The organism is Streptomyces sp. NPDC038200 (assembly GCF_055600785.1).
In genome coordinates this window covers 431,792-455,580 of record NZ_JBVJYH010000006.1, presented here as the reverse complement: position 1 = coordinate 455,580, position 23,789 = coordinate 431,792, and the positions used below count along the sequence as shown (strand labels likewise).

General features: G+C 71.4%; 29 protein-coding genes and 1 pseudogene. 16 read left to right on the top strand and 14 right to left on the bottom strand.

The genetic code is table 11. The features are described 5' to 3' along the window. Window positions 1–7: 7 nt before the first annotated feature. Together ACZ7KF_RS16550 and ACZ7KF_RS16545 are read right to left on the bottom strand one after the other, a co-directional pair. A complete protein-coding gene (locus ACZ7KF_RS16550) occupies window positions 8–748 on the bottom strand; it encodes a WXG100-like domain-containing protein (protein WP_471074429.1) in 741 nt (246 codons plus the stop codon). Then, window positions 745–1,110: a hypothetical protein gene (locus ACZ7KF_RS16545; protein WP_471074426.1), complete on the bottom strand. Its 366-nt coding sequence runs from the start codon at window positions 1,108–1,110 to the stop codon at window positions 745–747. The genes ACZ7KF_RS16550 and ACZ7KF_RS16545 overlap by 4 nt, the downstream gene beginning before the upstream one ends. 114 nt (window positions 1,111–1,224) lie before the next feature. Here ACZ7KF_RS16545 and ACZ7KF_RS16540 point away from each other — a divergent pair. Next, window positions 1,225–1,575 (top strand): annotated as a pseudogene (locus tag ACZ7KF_RS16540) (nuclear transport factor 2 family protein); the annotation flags it as partial. 63 nt (window positions 1,576–1,638) lie between these two features. Here the strand turns inward: ACZ7KF_RS16540 and ACZ7KF_RS16535 are convergent. From ACZ7KF_RS16535 to ACZ7KF_RS16525, 3 genes are all read right to left on the bottom strand, one after another. Then, window positions 1,639–2,049 (bottom strand): PIN domain-containing protein, encoded by a 411-nt coding sequence (locus ACZ7KF_RS16535; RefSeq protein ID WP_470688223.1) that lies wholly within the window; start codon window positions 2,047–2,049, stop codon window positions 1,639–1,641. Beyond that, window positions 2,046–2,267 carry a type II toxin-antitoxin system VapB family antitoxin gene (locus ACZ7KF_RS16530; protein WP_180989643.1) on the bottom strand — a complete coding sequence of 74 codons (222 nt, stop codon included), beginning with the start codon at window positions 2,265–2,267 and terminating at the stop codon, window positions 2,046–2,048. Before ACZ7KF_RS16530 ends, ACZ7KF_RS16535 begins: the two co-directional genes overlap by 4 nt. A 347-nt stretch (window positions 2,268–2,614) precedes the next feature. Further along, window positions 2,615–3,217, bottom strand: coding sequence for a hypothetical protein (locus ACZ7KF_RS16525; protein WP_471074422.1), 603 nt, complete (start codon window positions 3,215–3,217; stop codon window positions 2,615–2,617). Between the two features lie 259 nt (window positions 3,218–3,476). Here ACZ7KF_RS16525 and ACZ7KF_RS16520 point away from each other — a divergent pair, with 259 nt between their 5' ends. Further along, window positions 3,477–3,830, top strand: a complete 354-nt coding sequence (locus ACZ7KF_RS16520; RefSeq protein ID WP_471074419.1) for a hypothetical protein — start codon at window positions 3,477–3,479, stop codon at window positions 3,828–3,830. Between the two features lie 273 nt (window positions 3,831–4,103). On the opposite strand, the gene ACZ7KF_RS16515 is transcribed toward ACZ7KF_RS16520, so the two are convergent. Further along, window positions 4,104–4,652 carry a DUF4232 domain-containing protein gene (locus ACZ7KF_RS16515; protein WP_471074416.1) on the bottom strand — a complete coding sequence of 183 codons (549 nt, stop codon included), beginning with the start codon at window positions 4,650–4,652 and terminating at the stop codon, window positions 4,104–4,106. Between the two features lie 780 nt (window positions 4,653–5,432). Between ACZ7KF_RS16515 and ACZ7KF_RS16510 the strand changes: the two genes are divergently transcribed. Both ACZ7KF_RS16510 and ACZ7KF_RS16505 read left to right on the top strand, forming a co-directional pair. Then, on the top strand, window positions 5,433–7,583 hold the full coding sequence (locus tag ACZ7KF_RS16510) for a protein kinase domain-containing protein (protein WP_471074413.1): 2,151 nt from the start codon (window positions 5,433–5,435) through the stop codon (window positions 7,581–7,583). 213 nt (window positions 7,584–7,796) lie between these two features. Beyond that, window positions 7,797–9,605 carry a PP2C family protein-serine/threonine phosphatase gene (locus tag ACZ7KF_RS16505; protein ID WP_471074410.1) on the top strand — a complete coding sequence of 603 codons (1,809 nt, stop codon included), beginning with the start codon at window positions 7,797–7,799 and terminating at the stop codon, window positions 9,603–9,605. 16 nt (window positions 9,606–9,621) lie between these two features. On the opposite strand, the gene ACZ7KF_RS16500 is transcribed toward ACZ7KF_RS16505, so the two are convergent. Then, a complete protein-coding gene (locus ACZ7KF_RS16500; protein WP_471074407.1) occupies window positions 9,622–10,302 on the bottom strand; it encodes a hypothetical protein in 681 nt (226 codons plus the stop codon). A 334-nt stretch (window positions 10,303–10,636) separates the two neighbouring features. Between ACZ7KF_RS16500 and ACZ7KF_RS16495 the strand changes: the two genes are divergently transcribed. The 8 genes from ACZ7KF_RS16495 to ACZ7KF_RS16460 all read left to right on the top strand — a co-directional run bounded on the left by ACZ7KF_RS16495 (window position 10,637) and on the right by ACZ7KF_RS16460 (window position 15,503). Continuing rightward, a complete protein-coding gene (locus tag ACZ7KF_RS16495) occupies window positions 10,637–10,897 on the top strand; it encodes a hypothetical protein (protein ID WP_471074404.1) in 261 nt (86 codons plus the stop codon). A gap of 77 nt (window positions 10,898–10,974) precedes the next feature. Then, window positions 10,975–11,298, top strand: coding sequence for a hypothetical protein (locus ACZ7KF_RS16490; protein WP_471074401.1), 324 nt, complete (start codon window positions 10,975–10,977; stop codon window positions 11,296–11,298). A 154-nt stretch (window positions 11,299–11,452) separates the two neighbouring features. Then, window positions 11,453–11,947, top strand: coding sequence for a DUF5994 family protein (locus ACZ7KF_RS16485; protein ID WP_471074398.1), 495 nt, complete (start codon window positions 11,453–11,455; stop codon window positions 11,945–11,947). Between the two features lie 280 nt (window positions 11,948–12,227). After that, on the top strand, window positions 12,228–12,566 hold the full coding sequence (locus ACZ7KF_RS16480) for a MerR family transcriptional regulator (RefSeq protein ID WP_471074395.1): 339 nt from the start codon (window positions 12,228–12,230) through the stop codon (window positions 12,564–12,566). Window positions 12,567–12,796: 230 nt separating this feature from the next. Continuing rightward, a complete protein-coding gene (locus ACZ7KF_RS16475; protein ID WP_069779708.1) occupies window positions 12,797–13,000 on the top strand; it encodes a cold-shock protein in 204 nt (67 codons plus the stop codon). Window positions 13,001–13,218: 218 nt separating this feature from the next. Next, window positions 13,219–14,706, top strand: coding sequence for a DEAD/DEAH box helicase (locus tag ACZ7KF_RS16470; protein ID WP_471074392.1), 1,488 nt, complete (start codon window positions 13,219–13,221; stop codon window positions 14,704–14,706). Window positions 14,707–14,857: 151 nt separating this feature from the next. Continuing rightward, the gene (locus tag ACZ7KF_RS16465; RefSeq protein ID WP_471074531.1) at window positions 14,858–15,193 is read left to right on the top strand and encodes a CBS domain-containing protein; all 336 of its coding nucleotides are present in this window, start codon (window positions 14,858–14,860) and stop codon (window positions 15,191–15,193) included. Between the two features lie 19 nt (window positions 15,194–15,212). Beyond that, the gene (locus ACZ7KF_RS16460) at window positions 15,213–15,503 is read left to right on the top strand and encodes an SCO5918 family protein (RefSeq protein WP_471074389.1); all 291 of its coding nucleotides are present in this window, start codon (window positions 15,213–15,215) and stop codon (window positions 15,501–15,503) included. Window positions 15,504–15,691: 188 nt separating this feature from the next. On the opposite strand, the gene ACZ7KF_RS16455 is transcribed toward ACZ7KF_RS16460, so the two are convergent. From ACZ7KF_RS16455 to ACZ7KF_RS16445, 3 genes are read right to left on the bottom strand one after another with little or no spacing between them, the layout of a single operon-like run. Then, window positions 15,692–16,105 (bottom strand): arsenate reductase ArsC, encoded by a 414-nt coding sequence (locus ACZ7KF_RS16455; RefSeq protein ID WP_471074386.1) that lies wholly within the window; start codon window positions 16,103–16,105, stop codon window positions 15,692–15,694. Next, the gene (arsB, locus tag ACZ7KF_RS16450) at window positions 16,098–17,195 is read right to left on the bottom strand and encodes an ACR3 family arsenite efflux transporter (protein ID WP_471074383.1); all 1,098 of its coding nucleotides are present in this window, start codon (window positions 17,193–17,195) and stop codon (window positions 16,098–16,100) included. The genes ACZ7KF_RS16455 and arsB overlap by 8 nt, the downstream gene beginning before the upstream one ends. Then, complete coding sequence (locus ACZ7KF_RS16445; protein WP_471074380.1) at window positions 17,192–17,599, bottom strand: ArsR/SmtB family transcription factor; 408 nt, start codon at window positions 17,597–17,599, stop codon at window positions 17,192–17,194. Before ACZ7KF_RS16445 ends, arsB begins: the two co-directional genes overlap by 4 nt. 9 nt (window positions 17,600–17,608) lie before the next feature. Between ACZ7KF_RS16445 and ACZ7KF_RS16440 the strand changes: the two genes are divergently transcribed. The 3 genes from ACZ7KF_RS16440 (at window position 17,609) to ACZ7KF_RS16430 (ending at window position 19,903) form a co-directional block, all read left to right on the top strand. Beyond that, complete coding sequence (locus ACZ7KF_RS16440; protein ID WP_471074377.1) at window positions 17,609–17,842, top strand: hypothetical protein; 234 nt, start codon at window positions 17,609–17,611, stop codon at window positions 17,840–17,842. A gap of 201 nt (window positions 17,843–18,043) precedes the next feature. Further along, complete coding sequence (locus ACZ7KF_RS16435; protein WP_028799214.1) at window positions 18,044–18,247, top strand: cold-shock protein; 204 nt, start codon at window positions 18,044–18,046, stop codon at window positions 18,245–18,247. Window positions 18,248–18,427: 180 nt separating this feature from the next. Further along, window positions 18,428–19,903 carry a DEAD/DEAH box helicase gene (locus ACZ7KF_RS16430; protein WP_471074374.1) on the top strand — a complete coding sequence of 492 codons (1,476 nt, stop codon included), beginning with the start codon at window positions 18,428–18,430 and terminating at the stop codon, window positions 19,901–19,903. Between the two features lie 255 nt (window positions 19,904–20,158). Here the strand turns inward: ACZ7KF_RS16430 and ACZ7KF_RS16425 are convergent, their stop codons facing one another. Next, a complete protein-coding gene (locus tag ACZ7KF_RS16425) occupies window positions 20,159–20,533 on the bottom strand; it encodes a hypothetical protein (RefSeq protein ID WP_471074371.1) in 375 nt (124 codons plus the stop codon). A gap of 683 nt (window positions 20,534–21,216) precedes the next feature. Between ACZ7KF_RS16425 and ACZ7KF_RS16420 the strand changes: the two genes are divergently transcribed. After that, window positions 21,217–21,567 carry a MerR family transcriptional regulator gene (locus ACZ7KF_RS16420; protein WP_471074368.1) on the top strand — a complete coding sequence of 117 codons (351 nt, stop codon included), beginning with the start codon at window positions 21,217–21,219 and terminating at the stop codon, window positions 21,565–21,567. Window positions 21,568–21,683: 116 nt separating this feature from the next. On the opposite strand, the gene ACZ7KF_RS16415 is transcribed toward ACZ7KF_RS16420, so the two are convergent. From ACZ7KF_RS16415 to ACZ7KF_RS16405, 3 genes are all read right to left on the bottom strand, one after another. Further along, window positions 21,684–22,247 (bottom strand): hypothetical protein, encoded by a 564-nt coding sequence (locus tag ACZ7KF_RS16415; protein WP_471074365.1) that lies wholly within the window; start codon window positions 22,245–22,247, stop codon window positions 21,684–21,686. Window positions 22,248–22,380: 133 nt separating this feature from the next. Continuing rightward, window positions 22,381–22,860: a DUF6114 domain-containing protein gene (locus ACZ7KF_RS16410; RefSeq protein ID WP_471074362.1), complete on the bottom strand. Its 480-nt coding sequence runs from the start codon at window positions 22,858–22,860 to the stop codon at window positions 22,381–22,383. Window positions 22,861–22,874: 14 nt separating this feature from the next. Next, a complete protein-coding gene (locus ACZ7KF_RS16405) occupies window positions 22,875–23,498 on the bottom strand; it encodes a DUF6230 family protein (RefSeq protein ID WP_471074359.1) in 624 nt (207 codons plus the stop codon). Window positions 23,499–23,789 lie beyond the last annotated feature (291 nt).

Sequence of the window (23,789 nt, the reverse complement as noted above, 5' to 3'; positions counted from 1 at the left end):
ACACTGTTCACCTCCCAGCCGCAGGACCCTTGACGCCGTTGACCACAGGCCACGGCCCCTTACCAGGTCCGGTACCCGCGCCGCCGAAGCCACCGCCCAGGAGCGCGCCGTACACGCCGGCCTGGCGGGCCTCGTCCAGGCTGAGCCCGCACTTCTGCTCGCCCAGGGCGATGGACACGGGCTGGGTTACGGCGAGATCCACCGTGACGGATTCGACGCCGGCGAAGGCCGCGGTGGCCGCGGTGGTGCCCGCGGTGGTGGCGATCTCCTCGGTCACCGCGATGCCCAGTCCGGCGGCCATGTCCGCGACAGTGGCCGCGGCCGCCGCGGCCGCACCTTCCGACATGCCCGCGGTGAAGATGGCCAGGGCGGTGCCGGCGACGAGTGTGGCACCGACGATCTCCAGCTCGTGTTCCAGCTTCTTCTTCGCGCTGTGTACGGCGTCCGCGTATGCGTCCAGCGCCTTGGCCATGTCGCGGGCGGCGTCGGCCAGATCCTTCAGCCACCCGTGTCCGTCGAGGTAGTAGCGACGCCAGTAGGGGTCGGCGAAGGCGGAGATGGCCTCGCCCTTGTTGTGCTCGATGATGGAGCGCGCCGCCTTGTTGGCACCGGAGGTGACATCGTCGACATCATCGGTGAAGTCCCTCCACCTCCTCCCAGCATCCCGCAACCCGTCTTCATCGGCGTCGGGCCACCACATGCCCGTCAGGTCCTGAACGACCTTGCGGGCCTTGTCCGCGACGCTCATTTGCCGTCGCCCTTGGTGTCGCGATCGACGCGGATCCGGCTGAACATGCCCCGGATCAGCTCTTCGTTGTCGATGTGGCCGTCGGCCATGTCGGCCATGGCCTCTCGAATACTGGCCAGACCGTCGGCCAGGATCTGGGTGGACTGCTCGATCTGCTTGACGTGCGGGCCGTACGCCTTGTGGAACTTCTCGCCCTGCTCGTCGTCGCCCCAGGGAGAGCCGGCCGCAGCCAGCCCGTGCCTCAGCTTCGTGAGCGCTTGCGCGAGGGCAACTCGACGAAAGCCTGGCTCTCCTGTCCGCGGACCCCGATGGCAAGGAACTCGTCGTGGAGCGAGCGAAGTTCGTCCGCGACGCGGCGGCAAGCGGCACCTACGACGAGGTTCTGGCCCTGCTCAACGGCGTCTGAGCGACACCGCCCCCAACCGCTCCTGACCATGTAAGGACCGACGGGGAAACCCACATTCGAAGACACAGTCAAGACATCGAGAGCCCTGGCTCTGTGGGGCCCCATCATGGACGACCACGAGCTGAGCCGCCTCGGCGACGTTCTCACCGAAGACGCCGTATGGGACGCAGGCGCCCTCGGCTTCCACCCGGTCGTCGGGCTGGACGCGATCGCCTCCGTCCTGAGCGCCGACGGGCACGCGCGAGCCCACCACACGACGAACGTCGTCGTGTCGGAGGGCCCGGGCGACAAGGCCCGTGTCCGGTCCGAGGGCTTGGGCGTCGCGGACGGCGGCGCCGCCATCAGCGCCGTCTACGAGGACGAACTGCGGCGCCCCGATGACGGCTGGCGTATTGCCAGGCACGCCCTACACGTCAAGTGACGCTTCAGGCCCCGACGGCCGACCTTCGCAAGTTCCCGTCCACAACCTGTGGAGGAAAGCACCTCAGGTGATGTCGTGGACATTGTGCTCGAGCAGATCGGTTGCGTGCCGGGCGATGGCCCGGTAGTCGGCATCGTCGTGGAGGACAGCCAGGCCGTGGTGGGCGGCGGTGGCGGCGATGACGAGGTCCACCGCCGAGGCGCTGCGATGCTCCCCGGCCTGGGCCATACGGCGTTGCACCGCGCTGATCCAACGCCCCGCGTTCTTCGGCACCGACACGTCGGGATAGAGGTCGGTGAACATCTCCGCGATCTCGTCGTACTCACGGCCGTTCCGGGCGCTGTACAGGAACTCGGTTCGCTGCACGTAGCAGGATGCGATGACACCGGCGTCGACCGCGTCGTACCAGGCCGACTGCAGTTTTGGTTCGCGGAGCAGCCGGACCAGGCCGGAGGTGTCGAGCAAGTAGATCAACGGCTGTGCTTCTCCGCCCGGTGCAGGCGCTCGGCGTCCTCGACGGCACCCCACTCACGCGCACGTTCGAAGTGACGGCTGATGCGCGCCGCACGCTCCTGCTGTTCGGCGTAGAAGTGCAGAGCCAGGTTGACCGCCTCCTTCTTGGTCCTGACCTTGGCCAGAGCCATGGCACGCTCCAGGGCGTCATCATCGATGTCGATCTGGGTCACAGACATACGAGCACCTCCTACGCAATGTTGGTGATGTACATAGAAGCGTATGTCACCAACATTGATGGCGCCACATCCGAACGTCAGATGTGCAATCGCAACGGAAACTCCAGATCAGTCCGGCAGGCCATGCCCGCCGGACGGCGCGAAGCGCCGCGCGCCGTACAGCTCGACAGATGGTGGCTCCCGTGCCCAGAGCGTGCCCGTAGGAACGGACAACCACGGTCAACAGCGGTGCGAACAAGCCCGCGCAGCGGTGCCGACACGACGAATCCGCGCAGGTCAGCGGCCATTCGCGCGCCGTCGCTTCCCAAGCTGAGAGCGTCCGCCGCTTGCCCGGGCTCCTCGACGAGTCAGAGAAGGTCCCGCCAGAAGGGGACCGTCGCTCGCGGGTTCCAGCTGTCGTCGACCTCGCCCCGTTCCTCGTCGAACTCCTGGTGCATGTAGTCGGCCAGGTCCAGACCGTAGTAGATGATGTCGGTCTGCCACATCGAGAGCACGGGATGCCCGAAGCTTCCCCGGCCGGCAGGCAGGTAGCGGTGGGCGTACACGGGCACCATCACCGGCGCCTCCGCCAGATGACGCCGCGCCGTATCCAGTGCCGACGTTCCGTCGGCTGGACGCTCACCCCAGCCCTCGCACCAGAACCCGTTGTGCTCAACGGCGAGCAGAACACCCTCGACCGGCCAGTCGAGCCGGCGACGCAAGTTGTCCGCATCGCCGCCGCGCCACTCCGGCCAGGGCCTGGACCAGGTCTGCCCGTCCTCGGGAGGGACGTTGATCGGGAGCCCGGCCGCAAGGAATGCTCGGTGATCGTCCGCGAACTCGAAGCCGTACTCGTGCTCGAGGCGCGTGAACTCGGCCTCCGTCAGCCCTGCCTCGAATTCGTAGAGGCCCGTCTGTGCCAGGCGATCTGCGGCCTCCGCACCCAGGCGTACTCCCTCATTGCCGATCACCGCCGCACGCTAGCCCCGACCGCGGCCAACCGTCACCCGAGTTCTGCGCGGGCCCCGTCTCGGTTCCCGTCTCATTCAGCCCCCTCACGGCCGTTCAGGCGAGACCACGAGTCGGCTGCAACCTACGAACGGTCCGCCCATGGAGGCAGGTGGACGCAGTCGTACGTGGCCCGGTGAGAAGCCGACAGACATGGACAGCGTGGTGGCCACTGCCGGTGCCCGACACTCGACACGGCAAGTCGAGGGCTAGGTTGGGCACGTGGATGAGGACGCGATCACCATCAGACTCACGCGCGATCAAGCGTTCGTACTGTCGGACTGGCTCTACCAGGTCATGTTCCGGTCCGACGCTCTCGAAGGGATCGTGCACGACCGAGCTGTATGGTCGCCGATCTACTCGATCTCAGGAACGCTGGACACGACGCTGAGCGAGATGTTCGTGCCTGACTACGGTCCGCGGCTCGAAGCGGCCAAGAAGCGCCTCCGCGCGGACCTCTACGGCGAAGCGGACGGTTCGACCGCGCCAGGCGGGGGCACGACCGCCGCACCGCAAGCGCATCAGATCGAACGGGGAACAACGGAGAACGACGGCGAAAGCGGCGACGGTCGATGACGCCTTGTCCGGGCGAACTCCTCGCTTCCCAGAACGCTGTTCCCGGCTTGTTGGTCTGTCGGTACATCTCGCGGTCCTCGCCGAAGTAGAGCACCAAACTCGCGGCCTGGGGCAAGGGCACCACCGGACCGGCGGAGGGTTCTCGCCGCCCGTGCCAGGAAGAAACCCCAAGGCGGAGCCCTGGGGTTTGTCTGTCGTCCGGTCCGCGTCGGGGGCGCCCGCCGTGTCGTCGGTGTCAGCGGTGACGCCGGTCGGCGGCGGGCGCCGGAGTGGCTACCAGGAGAGGGCGTCCGCCGCGTTGTCCTGCCAGTAGGTGACGGTGGCGGCACTGTTGAAGAAGACGCCACCGTTCGGCAGCTTCAGGGTCTTCTCCTTGCTGATCGCGTTGCCGTCCCGGTCGGTGAAGAACACGCCCAGGGTCTTCTCCGTCGCCCCGCCTTCGCCCTCGGGGGTGGACGTCGTGATGCCCGCGTACGCGGACTGGCCGGGCTCGAGCGTCACCACGGACTGCGGCGTGGTCTCCTCGGCCCACGGCAGCGGGGCCTGGGCGTCGGCGCCGGCCCTCAGGAAGGGGGCGATGTAGGCGTAGCAGGGCTTGGTGCCGGTGTTGGTGGCCTTGAGCAGCAGGTGGTTGATCGGGCGGGACACCTCGGTGACGGTCAGCGCGGTGTTCGCCGTGGTGCAGGTGACGACCGAGGTGGCCTTCTTGGTGGCGGCGGAGGCGGTCTGCTCGGTCGCCTGGAAGCCGACGAGCGCGAGGGCTGCGGCGACGACCATGGAGGAGGCGGTGGCTCGGGAGGCGAAACGAGTGGCGATACGCATGAGTGGGCTTCTTTCTCCGGGTATTGGGAAGGTGATCTTCCGCTTGTGGGTCGTGCGGGTCGGGCCTGCACTTGTGGGGTGTGCCGGTCGGGCCCGCACTTGTGGGCTGTTCCGGTCGGGCCTGCGCTTGTGGGCTGTGTCGGGCGGGCTTGTCCTGGTCGCGCCGCGTGTGGTGTACGCGGAGGCGCCGGAAGTGGGGGCCCTGACGGCCTGGTTGGGCCGGTCCGATCACCGTGTCCGGCGAGGCGCCGCGTTCGGATGGCCCCAGCCTGTGCCCTGGGGCGTTCCGTCCGCCATGCCCCTCGGGAGTTTCGGGATGCTGGAATGCTTGCACCGGCCCTGACCTGCGGAAACGCCGCCTTCCTGGGATGCCGGATGGAACGGCGGACTGTGGGGGGCGGCTGACGACAGCTCCGGCTCCCGGTGCCGGCTCCGGTCTGACGGGCACCCAGGAACGCCTCGGCGCACTTCCGCGTCGGCATCGACCCCGGTCCGGACGCTGAGGAGTTGGGCCCTCACCCGGACGGATGACCCGCCGCGCGGCTCAGGCGCACAGCGACACCCCCGCGTGACGGGCGCGGCTCCGTCCCCGGGGCGGCAGGATCTACGCTGATCCCCGTGAGGCAGGCAGACGCCGGGCCCGTGAGGCAGCCAGGCACTGGGCCCCGTGAGGCAGGCAGGGCGCCGGGCCCCGTGAGGCAGGCAGGGCGCCGGGCCCCGTGAGGCAGGCAGGGCGCCGGGCCCCGTGAGGCAGGCAGGCGCTGGGAGGGATGATCGGCGATGACGCCCCTGAGCACCGGGGACCCTGAGTCCATAGGCGGGTACACCCTCCTCGGCCGGCTCGGGGCGGGCGGCATGGGAGTCGTCTATCTGGGGGTCTCCGCCTCGGGACGGCAGGTCGCGGTCAAGCTCGTACATGCGCCGTACGCCCAGGAAGAGGAGTTCCGGACGCGCTTCCGGCAGGAGATCGCGGCAGCGCGCAAAGTGAGCGGCGCCTTCACCGCGCCTGTCGTGGACGCCGACCCGGACGCCGACCGGCCGTGGATGGCGACGCTCTACGTGCCGGGGCTCAGCCTGGCCGAAGTCGTGGAGAAGGACGGCCCGCTGAACCAGCGGGAGCTGCGCGCGCTGGGGCTGGGGCTCGCCGAGGCACTGCGCGACATCCACCGGGCGGGCCTGGTGCACCGGGACCTCAAGCCGAGCAACGTCCTGATGACCGAGGACGGGCCGCGCGTCATCGACTTCGGCATATCGCGCGCCTCCGACAACCAGCGCCTCACCACGACCGGGCGGATGATCGGCACTCCGCCGTTCATGTCACCGGAACAGTTGGCCTCTCCCCGGGACGTCACCCACGCCTCGGACGTGTTCTCGCTGGGTTCGCTGCTGGTGTTCGCGGCCGTCGGCACAGGACCCTTCGACGCCGACAGCCCGTACATCACCGGCTATCAGGTGGTGTTCGGGACCCCGGACCTCGGCGGGGTGCCCGAAGCCCTCCTGGGCATCGTCGAGCGCTGCCTGGACAAGGACCCCGCCGCCCGGCCGGAACTGACGGACGTCCACCGCATGCTCCAGGCGCTGCCGGAATCCGAGGCCACCGGGCTCCCGAGGAGCAAGTCCTCGAAACCGCCGGTCCACCCCGCCTCCCGGAGCGCGGCCACCACCTCCACGGGCGCCGCGGCCGGTGCCGGCACCGGCAGGCGACGCCGGGCCCGGCTGCTGCTCACCGGCCTCGGTGCGGTGCTGGCCGTCGCGGGGCTGGGCATCGGAGTGGGGGGTTCCGTGTCCGGTCCGGACAGCACCACCGCCTCCGGCGCCACCGCCACGGCCACCGCCCGTGCCGCATCGCTGCCCGCCGGCTGGCGGCCGTGGCGGAAGGAGCTGCGGTACGACGTGAAGGGTGTCCCCCTCGACTACGGCAGCCCCGGATGCGTGACCGAGGGAAGCGCCCTGTTCTGCGGAGGTACGGGCTTCACGGCCGCCAGGATCGACGCGTCCTCCGGCCGCACCCTGTGGCGGGCCGGCACCCGCCCTCAGGGAGCGCAGCCGATCGGCGTTCGCGACGGGCTGGTCTATGTGTACGAGGATCCGGACGACAACACCAGGCGCGTGGTGGCCCTCGACGCCGCCACCGGGCACCGGCGGTGGCGGCGTGACATCAGCAAGTCCGAGGACGCGGTCCTGTACGACGGCGGGTTGCTGACCCTGTCTCCCGACTCCTCGTCGTTCGTGGCCTACGGTCCTTCCGGCAGGAAGGTGTGGGAGGCGCCCTCGCTGGACGAGTACTGCGCTCCGTCGGCGCCGGGCGGCGTCCCCTACGCCCTGTGCTCGGACGGCACCGAGCCCGGCCGGGCCCCGGTCGAGCTGATGCGACTCGGACCCGGCAGCCTGACCGCAGTCGCCACTCTGCCCCGGAAGGCGGAAGCGCTCGGTGCTGTCGGCGGGCAACCCCTGTTCCTCGCCCCCCAGACCGCGAAGGACGTGTACGAAGCCGGGTACGAACGGCCGTACAACGCGCTGCTGCGGGTGGCCTCGGAAACCGGGCAGGTCAGACGGATACCGCTGGCGCATCCGCTGACCGGCGCGGCCACCCTGGTGGACGGCGTCGTCTACTTCGTCCGGTCCGACGGGTCGGTCACCGCGGTGTCGGCGGACAGCGGCGAGCAACTCTGGCGGAAGGTGACGGACGTGGAGAGCCTGTCCGCGCCCGCGGTGTCGGCGACGTACGAGCGGGTCTATTTCTCCAACCGCTTCGGCCGTCTGCTGGCACTGGACAGCCGCACCGGAGCGGAGGTCTGGCGCACCTCCGCCCTGGACGACCCCGGGGACAAGGCGCAGGGCTACCCGCCGCGCGTACTGTTCGTCAGGGACGCGATCGTGGCGACGGCCGGTGACACGGCCTTCTCCCGGAGCCCGGACGGACCCGCCTGACCCGCCTGACCCGCCGGGGGACTGCCGAGCACCCTGCGGATCAGGTGTGGGCAGGACGGCCCCGGAGTCGGCCGCCCAGGCCGGGCGGTGGCCGCCGTGCCTCTGGGTACTCGGAAAGGGACTCATCGGGGCACCGAAGTCTCCGTGACCCGGCGGCCCGGGGATCCGATCCCGGGTCGCGGTGTTGGTCTGTGCGGAAAGGACGGCGGCGGCGTGGTGCAGGGCTCGAGGTCCGGCGAAGAGCGCGAGAGGCTGCTGCCGGCAGCGGACCCTGGTCTGTGGCAGCAGGTGGTCGAGCAGCTGGGCACGGCTGTTGCCGTGATCGACCCGGGCGGGCGGATCGTCGCGGTCAACCCGGCCGCCGAACGGCTGCTGGGGCGCGCGGCGGCGGTGGTGCACGGGCAGGATCTGCACGACCTGTGCCATCGGGACCCGGGAGGCGCCCGCATCCCGCGCGAGCGCTGCCCGCTGCTGCGGGCGCTGGCCGAGGGGCGGTCGGCGCGCGGGGACGACGACAGATGCCTGCGGGGCGACGGCCGGCTGATCCCGATCGCCTGGTCGGCCACGCCTCTGACGGGCGAGGACGGCTCCGGCGGCTCCGGCAGGGTCGGTGGCTCCGGTGGCATGGTCCTGCTGATCGTCGAGACCGCGGCGGACCGCCGTGCCCGGAGGGAAAGCGCGGAACGCGCGGAGCAGTCGGAGCGCGTGGAACGGGCGGAACGAGCCGCTCACACGAGCGCTCTGGAGAGTCTCGCCGAACGTCTGACCCTCGTCGCGGAGATCACCGACGTGCTCGGTCAGACCCTGGAGGTGGACGAGGCCCTCGCCCGGTTGAGCCGGCTCCTCGTTCCCCGCCTCGCCGACTGGGCCGCGGTGGACCTGCTGGTCGGCTCCCGTCAGGTGCACCGGGTGGCGGTGACCGGCCCCGAGGGCCGTGACGCCGGGCAGGAGGACTGGCGTGGCCACCTGCCCCCGGCCGGGGAGGCGGCCCACTCGCCCCTGGTCCAGGTACTGAACGGAGGCGGTCCCGTCCTGCAGGACCGGGCGGCCCCGGACGCACTGCCCGACTCCCCGCTGGCCACCGTCCACAGCGCCTTCCTCGCAGCTACCGGCGCGGCATCCGTCATCACGGTGCCGCTGGGCGGCAGACGGCAGGTCGCCGGTGCGCTGACACTGGTACGCACCGACGCGGCACGGCCCTTCGGCCCCGGCGATCTGGACGTGGTGAGCGACATCGGCCGCCGGGTCGGCCTGGTCATCGACAACGCCCGCCGGTTCGGCCGGCAGCGCGCGGTCGCCGAGGCCATGCAGCGCAACCTCCTCCCTCCGCTGCCCGAGCACGGCCGGCTCCAGCTGGCCGCCCGGTACCAGCCCGCTCCGGCCGGCTCGCAGGTGGGGGGCGACTGGTACGACGCGTTCCCGCTGAGGGACGGCACGCTCGCCCTCGTCATCGGCGACGTCGTGGGCCACGATCTGACCGCCGCGGCCGGGATGGCGCAGTTGCACGGCATCCTGCGTTCCCTCGTCTGGGACCGCTCGGGGCCGACCGGTGCCGTCGTGGACCGCCTCGACGACGCCATGCACGCCATCACCACCGTGCAGATGGCCACCCTCGTCCTCGCCCGGGTGGAAGGCCCGGACACCGGCCCCTGGACGCTGCACTGGACCAGTGCCGGGCATCCACCGCCCCTGCTGCTGACCCCCGACGGGAACGCGCAGTACCTCGAAGCCGGGCAGGGGCTGCTCCTCGGCACCCACCTGGGCGCCCGCGGCCGTCGGCCGAGCGCCGCCCACGCCCTGCCGCCGGGGTCCACGCTCCTGCTCTACACCGACGGCCTGATCGAAATACCCGGCAGCGACCTGGACAGCGGGCTCGGCCGACTGCGCCGCCATGCCCTCGCCCTCGCCCATGAACCACTGGACACCCTGTGCGACCAGCTGTCGGCCCGGATGCCCCCCGGCAGCACCGACGACATCGCCCTGCTCGCGCTGCGCCTGCCCCTGGCCGGAGCCGGGGCGTGATCCGTGACGGGGTCGCTCACGTCTCCGGAGCCAGCACCAGAATGCGGAAGGGACCGGGCGGCGTGGCCGGGAGGTTGTCGTCTCCCGCATACCGCCAGCCCCAGGACCGCATCGTCTCCACGGTCCTGTGGTCCCGGACGTCCACCAGCGTGACGCCGAGCGCGGCGCCGTGGTCGGCGAGCAGGCGTCGCTGCAGGCGCCGGGCGAGGTTCCAGACGTGGTCCTGGTGCTCGCGGCGCACGCGAGGCGGAACGACGATCCCGGAGACGACGAAGAGCCGCCCGGAGCCGGCGCGGCGGAGCAGACTCCCCCGAACGCGTCCGTCGGACCCCGCCCACCACGGGCCCGAGCCGCCCGTGGGGAAGCCGTAGGCGTATCCGGCCAGGGCGGTGGTCTCCGCGATCAGGAGCGAGAACCCGGGTCGTCGTGCGTCCGCCGCGAGATGGCGCAGGAAGGCGGCGCGCGCCTGGTTCCACGCCCACGGGTCGCCTCCGGAGGTCTGCGCGTACAGGTCGCCCAGCTCTTGCAGGCGGTCCGCGACCTGGCCCCGTGTCAGCGGGCGGACGCGTTCCGCGATCGGGGGCGAGGACCTGCGCTCCCGTTTCGGCGGGCCGGGCAGACGGGTACGCGGCCTGCCCCGTGCGGGCCGGAGCGCCGGGAGGGCCAGGGTCGTCGGGAGGAACACCTGCGTGGTCATGACCAACCCTGCCCCGGGCGCGGACACGGGCCGCCCCGGCGTCGTCGATCCCCGAGGACGGCACCGGTGCCTGAGGCGGTGCGCGGCGTGCCCTCGGTGTCTCCACCGTACTCCCGGCCGGCCCCGCCTCGGCGGCCCGGCCCGGCGCGCACGGCCGCCGGGCCCGGGCGACCTGCCGGACCGCCGGTGGGCCGATGGCACGCACGGCCACCCTTGCCCGGCATACCCTTCAGGGGAGGGCCGCCGTGGAAACGCGCCGCAGCCCTCGCGCTCACCCGGTGTGTCGGGGGGCAGGTTTTTCGTGGTTCGTACCCGTCGCCGCCAGGAGGTCCGTATGGAGCACGAGCCCTTGCCCGCCGAGGAGCACGCCGAGGTCCGCGTCGTCGCCGCGACGCCGGAGGTCGCCCGTCGCGTCGCCGAAGTGCTCCGGCACTGTTTCGACTCGACCGAGCAGCGCAGCTACCCCGCCGGCCCTGAAGGAGGGACCCGGCTCCATCTCACCCTCGACACCGCGAGCGCGGCGGAACCCGCACGGTCCTGGCTCGCGACCAGCGAGTCGACGGATCAGGGCCGGTCACACACCGACGAGGTATGACCCGGGAGTCCGTTCGGCCACGAGGATCCGCCGTCGTGTCCGTCCCCGCGCGGCCGTCACCTCGGAGAACGACAGCCATGACGAAACTCCGCGAACGCAAGAACAACCGGCAGGCGGTCCTGCGGTCCCTGTACGGGGCCGCCGAGGTCAATCGCCCCGAGGTCAGCGGGTCGGTGCTCCGCGCCGAGCTGGGCCTGCCCGACGAGGACCTCTTCGCCGCCTGTGTCTACCTGTCCGACGAGGGCCTGATCAACGTGGACTGGACCTCGCACCGGACCCCGGCCACCGTCTCGCTGACGCATGAGGGCGTCTGCCTGATGGAGGAGCTGGAGGAGGAACAGGAGGAACAGCGGGAACACGAAGGACCATGGGGAACAGGGGGATCGCGGCGGGACGGGTGAGGCACCGCCGGCCGACTGATCCAGCCGCGCTCCCGGTCGACCAGCGATAGCCTGACCGTACCGAGGGCTTTTCGCGCAGCGCGCCAGGCGGTGCCGTTCCCGGCGAGTGACCAGACGGGCAGTCGTCCCACGACTCCCGGGACGGGGCCGCACGATGGAACCCAGCAGAACGCCGGCCCCGAGTGCCTCCGGTGCCGACGCGCACACGTACCGCATGCCCCTGCCCCGGCTGACCCTCACCCCGGACGTCAGCCACGGTCCGCTGGACGGGGCCTGGTGGCCTCGCTGCCATGAGCTGGAACTCGAACTCCCTTCGCTCGTCGACTTGTTGGAGCCGGACACGGCCGCCGCGATACGGGTCACGGTGGATCCCGCCGAATGGCCCGACACCCCGCACACGGTCATGGCACCCGGCCGGGTGATCGCCGTGGAGCCGGCCGGACCGGGAAGCGAGGCGCACGTCATCACCCTGGACTGCGGAACCGTGGGACGCTGGGCGCTGCTGGTCGTCCCGCCCGGGGAGCCGGCCGGAGCGGCTGCCCGGCTGCTGGCCGCCGCCGCCGACCCCGAGAACCCGCTGACCGCCGCACGGATGCTGGCACTCGCCGAAACGGGTCGTCCGGTGGGCACGGCCGGGGAGGCCGAATGAGGCACGGGGTCCCTGGGGGCCCATGACGGGGACGAACGGCCGACACCTGCGGACCCGCCCTCCGGCTCATCGTGAGCGCGGCCTCGCCGCCGAGGCGCACCCTCCGGCCGAGGACCGTGCGGCGGCTCGTCCGGCCGTGCGCGGGGGCAGATAGCTGTCACGGCGGGACCACATCTGCGCACCCGCCGGAGTTAGGGTTGTCGCACGAGGCGGATGGCGCCGAATCCTTCGCGGCACGGGTGTCACGCGCGCCTCGCCGCGCCCCCGAGACGAAGGTGCCATGCCCGCTGAGAACGCCCCGGTCGGCGGCACCCTCGACGATGACGACTATCCCGCCTACACCATGGGGCGGGCCGCCGACGTCCTCGGCACCACCCCCGCCTTCCTCCGGGCCGTCGGTGAGTCGGGGCTGATCACTCCGCTGCGTTCGGAAGGCGGTCACCGCCGGTACTCCCGCCGCCAGTTGCGCATCGCCGCCCGCGCCCGGGAGCTGGTCGGCCAGGGCACCCCCGTCGAGGCCGCCTGCCGCATCATCGCCCTGGAGAACCAGCTCGACGACGCCCTCCGGCTGAACCGGGACATGCGCCGGAAGCTGGATGAGCGCGGTGCGGATACCTAGTCTCGCCGATACAGAAATGCGCACCCCCGTGGGATGACAATTTCCGGATGGCCCGGAAACGCATGGCCGCCCTCACCCGCCCTGTGTTAACGTGATAGCAGTTGCAGTTTTGGTTACCAGAGATTTTATTCTTTGCAGAGCTTTCCGGATCCTTCCGGAGGGGTGATCATCGCGGCGACTCGGCTCCGTAAAGTGCGGAGTCCGGCACTGCCCCTCAAGGGAGATTCAATATGGCATCTGGCACCGTGAAGTGGTTCAACGCGGAAAAGGGCTTCGGCTTCATCGAGCAGGACGGCGGCGGCGCTGACGTGTTCGCCCACTACTCGAACATCGCCACCCAGGGCTTCCGCGAGCTTCAGGAAGGCCAGAAGGTTACCTTCGACGTCACGCAGGGCCAGAAGGGCCCGCAGGCCGAGAACATCGTTCCCGCCTGACGCTGACGCGAACGTCGCGAGCCACGGGCTCGCGCATCATGTGGCTGGGGCCCGCACTCTTGGGGTGCGGGCCCCAGTCTCATTTTTTTTCACTCCGACCAGGCCGCGCGGAACGTCAGGAACGTGACCCCAAGGTCTTCGGATTTCCCTCGGCTCATTCCAGTGATTCCCCCCTCAGGGAATTCCTCGATACGTGCCGCATCGAGGAAGGCCCCGTCGTGGACCGCGCCCGTTCCGCTCGTTCCAGCAGCTCCCGCGGTTCCGGCCGCCCCCGGACGCACCAACCACCCCGTCGGGGTTCCGGTCCCGACCCCCGGTACAAGAGCGGCCGGCGAGCCCGCTCCACCGCGCGCCCACAGGAGTTCGCCCTCCCGGTCACCCTCACCGAACCGCTGCCCGCGGTCGAGACGTTCGCCGAGATGGACATGCCCGCACGGCTGCTGGCCGCGCTTCGCGTGGAGGGCGTGACCGTTCCCTTCCCGATCCAGGCGGCCACCCTGCCGAACGCACTGGCGGGCCGGGACGTCCTGGGCCGGGGTCGTACGGGTTCGGGCAAGACGCTCGCCTTCGGCCTGCCTCTGCTGGCCCGCCTGGACGGGCAGCGGGCCCAGCCCAAGCAGCCGCTCGCCCTCGTCCTCGTCCCCACCCGGGAACTGGCCCAGCAGGTCACCGACGCGCTCACCCCCTACGCCCGCGCCCTGCGGCTGCGGCTCACCACCGTGGTGGGGGGCATGCCGATCGGCCGGCAGGCGAGCGCCCTGCGCGGCGGCGCCGAAGTCGTCGTCGCCACGCCCGGCCGCCTCAAGGACCTCATCGAGCGGGGAGCCTGCCGGCTGGACCAGGTCGCCGTCACCGTCCTGGACGAGGCCGACCAGATGGCCGACATGGGCTTCATGCCGCAGGTGACCGCACTGCTCGACCAAGTCCCCTCCAGCGGCCAGCGATTGCTGTTCTCGGCCACTCTGGACCGCAACATCGACCTCCTGGTGCGCCGTTACCTCCATGACCCCGTGGTGCACTCGGTCGACCCGTCCGCGGGAGCCGTCACCACCATGGAGCACCATCTGCTGCACGTGCGTGATGCCGACAAGGACACCGCCGCGACCGAGATCGCCGCCCGCGACGGACGCGTGCTCATGTTCCTGGACACCAAGCACGCGGTGGACCGGCTCGCCCAGCACCTGCTGTCCGTGGGGGTGCGCGCCTCCGCCCTGCACGGCGGCAAGTCCCAGCAGCAGCGCAACCGGACGCTCGCCCAGTTCAAGGACGGCCGGGTCACGGCCCTGGTGGCCACCAACGTCGCCGCCCGCGGCATCCACGTCTCGGGCCTCGACCTCGTCGTGAACGTGGACCCGCCCGGCGACCACAAGGACTACCTGCACCGCGGCGGCCGTACGGCGCGCGCCGGCGAGTCCGGCACCGTCGTCACCCTCGTCCTGCCGCACCAGCGCCGCGCGGTGGACCGTCTGATGGCCGACGCCGGGATCGCTGCGAGCACCGCCCGGATCCGTCCCGGCGAGGCCGAACTGCAGCACATCACCGGCGCCCGGACCCCCTCCGGCGTGCCCGTCACCCTCGCCGCGCCGGTCGCCGGACCACGCGAGGGCAGGGGATCCGCCGGCCGGAAGCGCGGAGCCGCCGGCCGCGGCGGGGGCGGCCGGTCCGCCGCCCGATCCCGTCGCTCCGCCCCGAGGAACACCCCGTAGTCCCCGTACGGGGACCGTGTTCCCGGCAGTCAGGCAGATCCGTCGCCCGTCCCCCCGCCCCGACGAAGAGGAGAAGCCCTTGACGCAGTTCCCGTCCCGAACACAGCGGGCCGACAGCGCCCACGACACCGGTCTGACCGCCTGCGACGCCATGCACGCTCCCGGGCCGCAGGTCGACGACCACATGACGGTCGATGTGGCCCTGTCCGTGCTCATCGGTGCCCGTGTCCCGCACCTGCTCCTCCAGGACGACGACGGGCGGTGCGCGGGACTGGTCACCAGGGCCCAGCTCGCCGCACACCGCGGCGGCTCCTGGTACAGCGACCGGACCCGGCTGCGGGACATCCCGCTCGACCGCGGACCGTTCACCTCCTCCGTCGCCGCGCTCGGCGAGGCGGAGGACGCGATGCGGGACCGGACTCTGGACGTGTCCCCCGTGATCGACGAACACGGCTACGCCCTGGGCGTCCTCGTCCTCACTCCCTGACCGCTCCCAGGAGGCATCCATGCGCTGTGTCATCGCCCGTTTCCCCTTCGACCTGGCCAAGAGCGAGGTCGAGCAGTCGATGAGCGGTATCACTCCCGAACCCGCCACCGGCGTGTGCGTGGCCATCGGCCGCCGCGTCTACCCCGTGATGCAGGTCGGGGAAGTGATCACCAGGCAGAGCCGACGTGACTTCACGTCGAGTGAGATGCGCCGGGCACTCACCCGCCTCGGCTTCGCCTGCCACGACGCGCGCCCGGTCGCACCGCCGGACTGGGGCGCACAGGCCAACGAGCGTGTGCTCGACGCGTGACCCTCTCCCCCGCGCCGGAAGCCGGGTCCTGACCCGCTCGTCGGGGCCCCCGGTCTCGCCGGCCTGGGCGCCTCTCCCCGCGGCCACGACGCTCGCGTACTACCGGCGCAGGACGACCGCGCCGTTGAGTGCTTGAGAGGCCGCCCGCGCCCATGGGGTGCCGCCGTGCGCGTCGGCCGTGGCCGGGGTCAGCCCGCCGGGGCGATCTCGTCGGCGAGGCCGCGGATGCGCTTCTCGATCTGGTCGCGGATCGGGCGTACCGCTTCGACGCCCTGCCCAGCCGGATCCGGCAGCTCCCAGTCGAGGTAGCGCTTCCCGGGGAAGACGGGGCAGGTGTCGCCGCAGCCCATCGTGATCACGACGTCGGACGCCTGGACCGCTTCGACGGTGAGCACCTTGGGCACCTCGGCGGCGATGTCGATGCCCACCTCCGCCATGGCCTCGACGACGGCCGGATTGACGGTGTCGGCGGGGGCGGAGCCGGCGGAGCGGACCTGGACGCGGTCGCCCGCGAGGTGGGTGAGGAAGGCGGCGGCCATCTGCGAGCGGCCGGCGTTGTGGACGCAGACGAACAGCACGGACGGCACGGTGGTGTCAGGCACGGGCGGGGTCTTCCTGTGGGGCGGGGACGGCGGGGGTGGTGAAGTAGCGGCGGGCGTACAGGGCGACGTACACGAGGCCGATCAGTACGGGGACCTCGATGAGGGGGCCGACGACGCCGGCGAGGGCCTGGCCGGAGGTGGCGCCGAAGGTGGCGACGGCGACGGCGATGGCCAGTTCGAAGTTGTTGCCCGCGGCGGTGAAGGCCAGCGTTGTGGCCCGCGGGTGGTCGAGGCCGACAGCGCGGCCGAGGGCCATGGATCCGGCCCACATGACGGCGAAGTAGACGAGCAGCGGCAGGGCGATGCGGGCGACGTCGAGGGGGTGGGAGGTGATGGCGTCGCCTTGCAGGGCGAAGAGGACGACGATCGTGAAGAGCAGCCCGTACAGGGCGAAGGGGCCGACGCGCGGGACGAGCACGGTCTCGTACCAGGTGCGGCCCCTGGCCCTCTCGCCGATGCGGCGGGTGAGATAGCCGGCCACGAGCGGGATGCCGAGGAAGAGGAGCACGCTGCGGGCGATCTCCCACACCGGTACGTCGAGGCCGGTCTGTTCCAGGCCGAGCCGGCCGGGCAGGACGGAGAGGTAGAACCAGCCCAGCGCCGAGAAGGCGAGCACCTGGAAGACGGAGTTCAGGGCGACCAGGACGGCGGCGGCTTCGCGGTGGCCGCACGCGAGGTCGTTCCAGATGATGACCATGGCGATGCAGCGGGCCAGACCGACGATGATCAGGCCGGTGCGGTAGGCGGGCAGGTCCGGCAGGAACAGCCACGCCAGGGCGAACATGAGCGCCGGGCCGACGATCCAGTTGAGCAGCAGGGACGGCAGCAGCAGACGGCGGTCGCGGGTGACGGTGCCGAGGCGGTCGTAGCGGACCTTGGCCAGCACCGGGTACATCATCGCCAGCAGGCCCAGCGCGATCGGCAGGGACACCCCGGTCACGGTCACCTCGGCCAGCGCGTCCCCCAGGCCGGGGACCAGACGGCCCAGGCCGAGCCCGGCGGCCATGGCGACGAGGATCCAGACGGCCAGGTAGCGGTCGACGAAGGGCAGGCGTCCCGCCACGTTCCCCTCGGACACGGCGGTGCTCACGAGGCGGCTCCGGCCGGCGTGGCGCGGTCGGGCAGTGGCGCACCCGCGGGACGGGTCAGGACGCCCGCGAGACGGTCGGTCATCTCCGGAACGAGCCAGTAGTACACCCACGTGCCGCGCCGCTCGCAGTCGATCAGGCCGGCCTGCCGCAGCAGCTTCAGGTGATGCGAGATCGTCGGCTGGGACAACTCGAAGGCCGGGGTCAGGTCACAGACGCACACCTCACCGCCGGCCCGGGAGGCGATCATCGACAGCAGGCGCAGCCGCACCGGATCGCCCAGCGCCTTGAACACCTTCGCCAGCTCCACCGCCTGGTCCTCGTCGAGGGGAGCGGTCAGCAGCCCCGGACAGCACGCGTCGGTGTCGTCGGCCTGACCGAGGACCACCCACTCTTGATTCGACATGCCTCTATATTGACAGCCCTCGATTCAGCAGCCGACGACATCAACGCCGCCACCGCCCGGCTCAGGGAGGCGGACGCCGACACCCTCGGCAGGAGCGCCGACGCCGTTGCCGGTGCCGCCGCCGACGCCGGTGCCGTCGGCGGCGGCTGCTGCGCCGGCCGGGCCGCCGAGGGGGCCTCCGCCGGGCGCGCCCCGACGGCAACGGTGCGGCCCCGGAGAGCAATTCCTGTGGTCGGGAAATGAGAAATCGACACCGCGCGCGAGAAATATTCCTGAGGCGACAGGCGGCCGCGAATTATTTACCGCGCGGGGCCGTTCCTGACGTGCTACTGTCGATGTCAGTTGCAGGTGTGGTTGCCAGAAGGTTTTCCGACGGCTGATCATCACGGCGACACGGAATGCGCACAGGGCGCATTCCTGGCACCGCCTCCGAAGGAGAACAAAATGGCTACCGGTACCGTGAAGTGGTTCAACGCGGAAAAGGGCTTCGGCTTCATCGAGCAGGACGGCGGCGGCGCCGACGTCTTCGCCCACTACTCCAACATCGCCACCCAGGGCTTCCGCGAGCTGCTGGAGGGCCAGAAGGTGTCGTTCGACATCGCGCAGGGCCAGAAGGGCCCGACGGCCGAGAACATCGTTCCCGCCTGACGCGTCGGCACCGACACATACGTGACAGCTGGGGCCCGCACCTTGGGGTGCGGGCCCCGGCTCGCTTCATTTTCAGGGTGATTCGACCCTGTTTTTTTCGGCTCGTTCTCGCGATTCTCTGCACCGTTCGCCTCACTGCGGAAATTCCTTGATACGCGCCCGCATCGAGGAAGGTTCCGCATGAATCATGGACGCACGACTCGCACGTACGACCGCTTCGGAGGAAGCGCCGCCGCAGGCCGCTCGGGTGTCCGCGGACGCTCCAAGGGCCAGGGAAACCGGCGTGCCGCACAAGGGGAGTTCGCGCTGCCGAAGACGGCCACACCGGCGTTGCCCGCCGTCGAGTCGTTCGCCGATCTCGCCATGCCGGCACCGCTGCTGGCCGCGCTCGGCCACGAGGGCGTGACGGTTCCGTTCCCCATCCAGGCGGCGACCCTGCCGAACTCCCTGGCCGGCCGTGACGTACTCGGTCGTGGCCGTACCGGCTCGGGCAAGACGCTCGCCTTCGGCCTCGCGGTGCTGGCCCGCACGGCGGGTCGGCGCGCCGAACCGCGGCAGCCGCTGGCCCTGGTCCTCGTACCCACCCGGGAACTCGCCCAGCAGGTCACCGACGCGCTCACCCCGTACGCCCGCGCCGTCCGGCTGCGGCTGGCCACCGTGGTCGGCGGAATGTCGATCGGCGCGCAGGCCCGTGCGCTGCGGGCCGGGGCCGAGGTCGTCGTCGCGACGCCGGGGCGGCTCAAGGACCTGATCGACCGGGGCGACTGCCGACTGCGGGACGTCGCCGTCACCGTCCTGGACGAGGCCGACCAGATGACCGACATGGGCTTCATGCCCCAGGTCACCGCCCTGCTCGACCAGGTGCGGCCGGAGGGCCAGCGGATGCTCTTCTCGGCGACCCTGGACCGTAACGTCGACCTGCTGGTCCGCCGCTACCTGACCGACCCGGTGGTCCACTCCGTCGACCCGTCGGCCGGTGCCGTCACCACGATGGAGCACCACGTGCTCCACGTGCACGACGCGGACAAGCACCGGACGACCACCGAGATCGCGGCGCGGGACGGCCGGGTCATCATGTTCCTGGACACCAAGCACGCCGTGGACCGGTTGACCGCGCATCTCCTCAGCAGCGGCGTACGCGCCGCCGCCCTGCACGGTGGCAGGTCCCAGCCGCAGCGCACCCGGACGCTGGCCCAGTTCAAGGACGGTCACGTCACGGTCCTGGTCGCCACCAACGTCGCGGCCCGCGGCATCCACGTCGACAACCTCGACCTGGTCGTCAACGTGGATCCGCCCAGTGACCACAAGGACTACCTGCACCGCGGCGGGCGTACGGCCCGCGCGGGGGAGTCCGGCAGCGTCGTCACCCTGGTGACACCCGGCCAGCGCCGCGGCATGAGCCGGCTGATGGCCTCGGCCGGCATCACCCCGCGCATCACCCCGGTGCGCTCGGGCGAGGCGGAGCTGAGCCGCATCACCGGTGCCCAGGCGCCCTCCGGTGTCCCGGTCGTCATCACCGCGCCGGCCGCGGAACGTCCCCGCCGCGCGTCTTCCCCCTCCCGCGGCCGTCAGGGCCGTACCGGCCAGGGCCGGCCCGCCGGCGCGGCGGTGCGCCGCAGGGCACAGCGGCGCACCGGCATCGACTCGGCGGCCTAGGCCCGGCGGGGCCCCACAGCCGGGTCCGCCACGCGGTACCGCGTCCGAACGGGCGGCACGGTGCCCCCCGCGGCAAGGCTGGTGGGCCAGGCGGACCGTGCGGCACGGGGAGACCGCCGCACCGTACGAGAACGGGCGGGAAACCGCACTCAGGACCCGGTGGGGGCCCTGCCGACGCGCGTCGGCAGGGCCCCCACCGCTGTGTCCTCGTCCGCTCGCGCACTCTTGGCCGAGCGGCGGGGCGGGGACAGCGCCTCACCGGTCGAAGTAGCTGAAATCACCCACGGTCCATGCGCTGACGTCCTTGATCGCGACTCGGTACATACCGCCCGTCTCCGGGATACCGAGGCTGCCCTGCAGGATCCGGGCGAGATGGAAGTGCAGATGCGTGGGTTCCTCGCCGCGGCCGGGCCGGTCCCCTCGCGGGCCGCCGGCGAAGACGTCGGAGAACGGGCCGAGGCGGTCCGAGTCCTTCAGGACCTCCGCCACCCGCTCCCTCCACACGGCCTCGGGAGCCAGCCGGCCGGTGATGACGGCGCCGCCGACGACCACGGTCAGCGACATCTGATTGCTTCGCTCGGACTCCACCGCGGCGGAGAGGGCGATGAGCAGCTCATCGGGGTTCGACATGGGAGCAGATCCTATTCAGCTGTCCGCCTCGGAGCCGCCCCGCGGGGGCGAAGCGGCCGCACGACCGGTCCGCCGTGGCGCTGCACGCGACGACCCGCCGTGGCGCCGCCCGCGACCCATCAAGCGGCCATCGTCGCAGGTGGCAGGGTTTCTCCTCTGCCACAGGGGTGAAACCTGCTCTTGTCAGAGTAGACATTCTTTCCCTGCACGGTTACGCTACATCTCGTAGACACGGTCGAACGAGACCCGGCAGAAACGAACTGGCGGGTAGCTGTACACGAAGTTCGCAGGACAGTGCGGCTCTCGAGCCTCGAAGCCAAGGTGTTGCCGAGACGGCGACGGCGCCGAGGGCCGCACTGGGCGGCTCGCACGTCGAGGAGCTGCCGCGGCAGTACCGCAGTACCGATTCACCCAGTGGTTGGTTCAGAGAGGAAACGGAGGAGCAGACGCCATCAGGATCGCCCGGACCCGAGAAGCACTCGGCCCGGGTACCGCAAGACCCCGGAATGGATGGTGGTCCTCGGTCAAGCAGCTGCGATCCCCCGCACCCCGCTCTGCCGGGCCGGGTAGCGGAAACAGAAGGTCGGCACAGCAGTAGGGCCGACAGATGGTGTTGAATTCCCTTCGGGGCCCTGGTGCCGTACGGCACCAGGGCCCCTCGACGCGTTGCACAGCGAGGTGACATGACAGCGGACAACCCTCTTAGTGATCGTCTGGACGACGACGACTACCCCGCGTACACGATGGGCCGGGCAGCCGAGATGCTCGGCACCACCCCGGGTTTTCTCCGAGCCATCGGCGAGGCTCGTCTGATCACTCCGCTCCGCTCGGAGGGAGGACATCGCCGGTACTCCCGCTACCAGCTGCGGATCGCCGCGCGCGCCCGCGAACTCGTCGACCGGGGCACTCCGATCGAGGCCGCCTGCCGCATCGTCATCCTCGAGGACCAGCTCGAGGAAGCCCAGCGCATCAACGCCGAGTACCGCCGTGCCGCGACCGAGGCGGCGAGCAGCTCCGGTTCCGATTCCAGCTGATCGCGTGGGTGCGGGCCGCCCCGGAACGCCTTGTGGCGACCGAGCGGGAGTACGGTCCGCAGGTCCCGCGTATCCCCGGCACGCGCGATGCGTCCGGGCCTTCCCGAGGGCGTCGGTCAGCCGGCCGTGGGGCGCATGCGCAGACCGCTGACGGACAGCCGTCCGCCGAACTGCGCGACCTGCGAGACGGTCGCCGCGACCAGTGTGATGGTGCGCGGGGGGTGCACCGGGTGGGAGAGCAGGTCGGGTACGGCGTCGGGGGTGAGGGTGACGGTGCGGTCCGCCGGGAACGGGCTGCCGTCGAGTCCCGTGACCGTGCCGGAGAGTCTGCGGACGTAGAAGGTCACCACGCCGTCCGCACCCCGGCCCTTGAGGTGGGCCGTCGTCGTGTCCCCGGTCCGGAGGCGGACCGCCGTGCGGCCCCGGCCCGCGGTCAGTTCGAGACCTACGGCGTCCAGTGACCGTACGGTGAACTTCAGTGCCCGGACGGACCCGGTCGCGGCACGCACCGTGACCACCCCGCGGAACCTGGCACCGCTCAGGACGAGCCGGCGGGCACTCAGCACCCACGGGGCCTTCGCGGGGAGAGCCGGGGGCGGGTCGAGCGGGGCGGCTGCCGCACCGGCGCCGGTCCACGTGCCGGCCGTCCGCGGTGCGGCGAGGTGGAGGACCGCCGACACGCCGGCTACGGCCAGCGCGCAGGCGAGGGGCCGGGACAGACATCCGACGCGGAGGCCCGTCGCTCCCGTACGACCGGGGGCACCGCGCCCGGCCTCACCCCCTCGGGAGTGCGCGGTCCGGCGGGGGCGGTGGTCAGGTGCCACTGGGCCCCTTCCCCGCCGGTGCCGGCGCCACCGCGGGATCGCACGGCGGCGGCGCCCCTTCGGCCGTCGGCGGCGTCCAGGCACAGGCCAGGGAACCGCCGATCAGGGCGGCGAGCGCTCCGAGGAAGAGGCCGCCGAAGTTCGCCACGGGAAGGGAGACGAGGGCGAGCAGAAGGGTCGCGATCCCCGCGCGGACACGAAGGCGGGGGCGTCGGCAGAGCGCGACGCCCACGACCGGAAGCAGGATCCCGATCACCAGGGATCCGGTACCGGACGTCGTCGACAGGGCGAGCGGGATCCCCCCTGGTTCCAGGTCCGCGTAGGGCCAGTAGAGGATGGGCAGACCGGAGGTGACCGTGAACACCGCGGCCCAGAAGGGGCGTTCGCCGCGCCAGGTGCGGAATCCGGACCGGAGCCGCCGGGCCGGGACGAGCGGTTCACGCCGTCTGCCGAAGGGGTTGGTGATCACGCTTCCCGTCCTGGTCAGGGGCATGTGCGGTCGCCGTGCAGGAGCTGTGCGCGCAGGCCGGGGATGTGGAAGGTGCCGGCGGAGAGCGCGACCGCGCTCACCCGCACGTCGGTCAGGGTGACCGACTGGGCCTGCTGGCCGACGCCGTCGGGATCGAAGAACCGCGTGTCCCGGTCCCCGGCCTTGACCGGACCCTTGGTGATCGCGCCCTGGGCGACACCGATGTCGAGACCGGTGAAATTCGCGTCGCCGGCCGCCTCGGACGTCGCGTCGATGAACATGTCCGACGCCTCGGCGGGCCGGTCGTCACCGCCGGTGAGCCGCAGGGTCTGGGGGCCCAGTACCGGAACGTCGACGAGAGCGGACTGGCACAGGCCGCTGATCGTCGCCCGCCGGAAACCGGTGACCAGGACGGGTACGAGTTCGTGTCTCCTGGTCGTGTCGACCATGCCGTAGAGGCTGAATCCGCGGGCGGTCAGCCTGTCCGCGGTGACCTGGAACTTCTGGCCGGAGATGAAGAACGACGCGGCGAGCACTCCCTGCGCCATGGCGACGCCGACCGCCGCGCACGCCGTGACGCTCGGCACCAGGACCACCGCGAAGCGCCTCCAACGGGTTCTCCCGGCACGGTGCGACATCCCGTCTCCTTCGATCACGAGGCGAATCCGCCATGCCGGGAAAGCAGAAGATGCCCCCTTCGTCCGGATTTGGATCCTAGGCTTCCGGGTGTGTCATCCGGCGGCACGCCAGGCCCGCCGTACGAGTGATGCGCGCTCGCGCCGTGGTGCCGGTCGTCCACCGTGCGGGGCCGGCCGTCGGCCGCGCGCTCGACGAACCTCATGTCCGTGACCAGCTTCTGGGACCGGCCGGCTCGTCCATGAGTGCCCCTCCCGGCGTCGGCGCCGGGTCGGCGCCCGCCCGGAGCTGAA

Excerpts from the sequence above, each read along its gene's own strand:
- ACZ7KF_RS16550 (WP_471074429.1), bottom strand. The coding sequence starts at position 748 with ATGAGCGTCGCGGACAAGGCCCGCAAGGTCGTTCAGGACCTGACGGGC.
- ACZ7KF_RS16485 (WP_471074398.1), top strand. The coding sequence starts at position 11,453 with ATGGAACCCAGCAGAACGCCGGCCCCGAGTGCCTCCGGTGCCGACGCG.
- ACZ7KF_RS16495 (WP_471074404.1), top strand. The coding sequence starts at position 10,637 with ATGGAGCACGAGCCCTTGCCCGCCGAGGAGCACGCCGAGGTCCGCGTC.
- ACZ7KF_RS16430 (WP_471074374.1), top strand. The coding sequence starts at position 18,428 with ATGAATCATGGACGCACGACTCGCACGTACGACCGCTTCGGAGGAAGC.
- ACZ7KF_RS16475 (WP_069779708.1), top strand. The coding sequence starts at position 12,797 with ATGGCATCTGGCACCGTGAAGTGGTTCAACGCGGAAAAGGGCTTCGGC.
- ACZ7KF_RS16465 (WP_471074531.1), top strand. The coding sequence starts at position 14,858 with ATGCACGCTCCCGGGCCGCAGGTCGACGACCACATGACGGTCGATGTG.
- ACZ7KF_RS16515 (WP_471074416.1), bottom strand. The coding sequence starts at position 4,652 with ATGCGTATCGCCACTCGTTTCGCCTCCCGAGCCACCGCCTCCTCCATG.
- ACZ7KF_RS16500 (WP_471074407.1), bottom strand. The coding sequence starts at position 10,302 with ATGACCACGCAGGTGTTCCTCCCGACGACCCTGGCCCTCCCGGCGCTC.
- ACZ7KF_RS16405 (WP_471074359.1), bottom strand. The coding sequence starts at position 23,498 with ATGTCGCACCGTGCCGGGAGAACCCGTTGGAGGCGCTTCGCGGTGGTC.
- ACZ7KF_RS16420 (WP_471074368.1), top strand. The coding sequence starts at position 21,217 with ATGACAGCGGACAACCCTCTTAGTGATCGTCTGGACGACGACGACTAC.
- ACZ7KF_RS16425 (WP_471074371.1), bottom strand. The coding sequence starts at position 20,533 with ATGTCGAACCCCGATGAGCTGCTCATCGCCCTCTCCGCCGCGGTGGAG.
- ACZ7KF_RS16445 (WP_471074380.1), bottom strand. The coding sequence starts at position 17,599 with ATGTCGAATCAAGAGTGGGTGGTCCTCGGTCAGGCCGACGACACCGAC.
- ACZ7KF_RS16460 (WP_471074389.1), top strand. The coding sequence starts at position 15,213 with ATGCGCTGTGTCATCGCCCGTTTCCCCTTCGACCTGGCCAAGAGCGAG.
- ACZ7KF_RS16530 (WP_180989643.1), bottom strand. The coding sequence starts at position 2,267 with ATGTCTGTGACCCAGATCGACATCGATGATGACGCCCTGGAGCGTGCC.
- ACZ7KF_RS16490 (WP_471074401.1), top strand. The coding sequence starts at position 10,975 with ATGACGAAACTCCGCGAACGCAAGAACAACCGGCAGGCGGTCCTGCGG.
- ACZ7KF_RS16435 (WP_028799214.1), top strand. The coding sequence starts at position 18,044 with ATGGCTACCGGTACCGTGAAGTGGTTCAACGCGGAAAAGGGCTTCGGC.
- ACZ7KF_RS16480 (WP_471074395.1), top strand. The coding sequence starts at position 12,228 with ATGCCCGCTGAGAACGCCCCGGTCGGCGGCACCCTCGACGATGACGAC.
- ACZ7KF_RS16510 (WP_471074413.1), top strand. The coding sequence starts at position 5,433 with ATGACGCCCCTGAGCACCGGGGACCCTGAGTCCATAGGCGGGTACACC.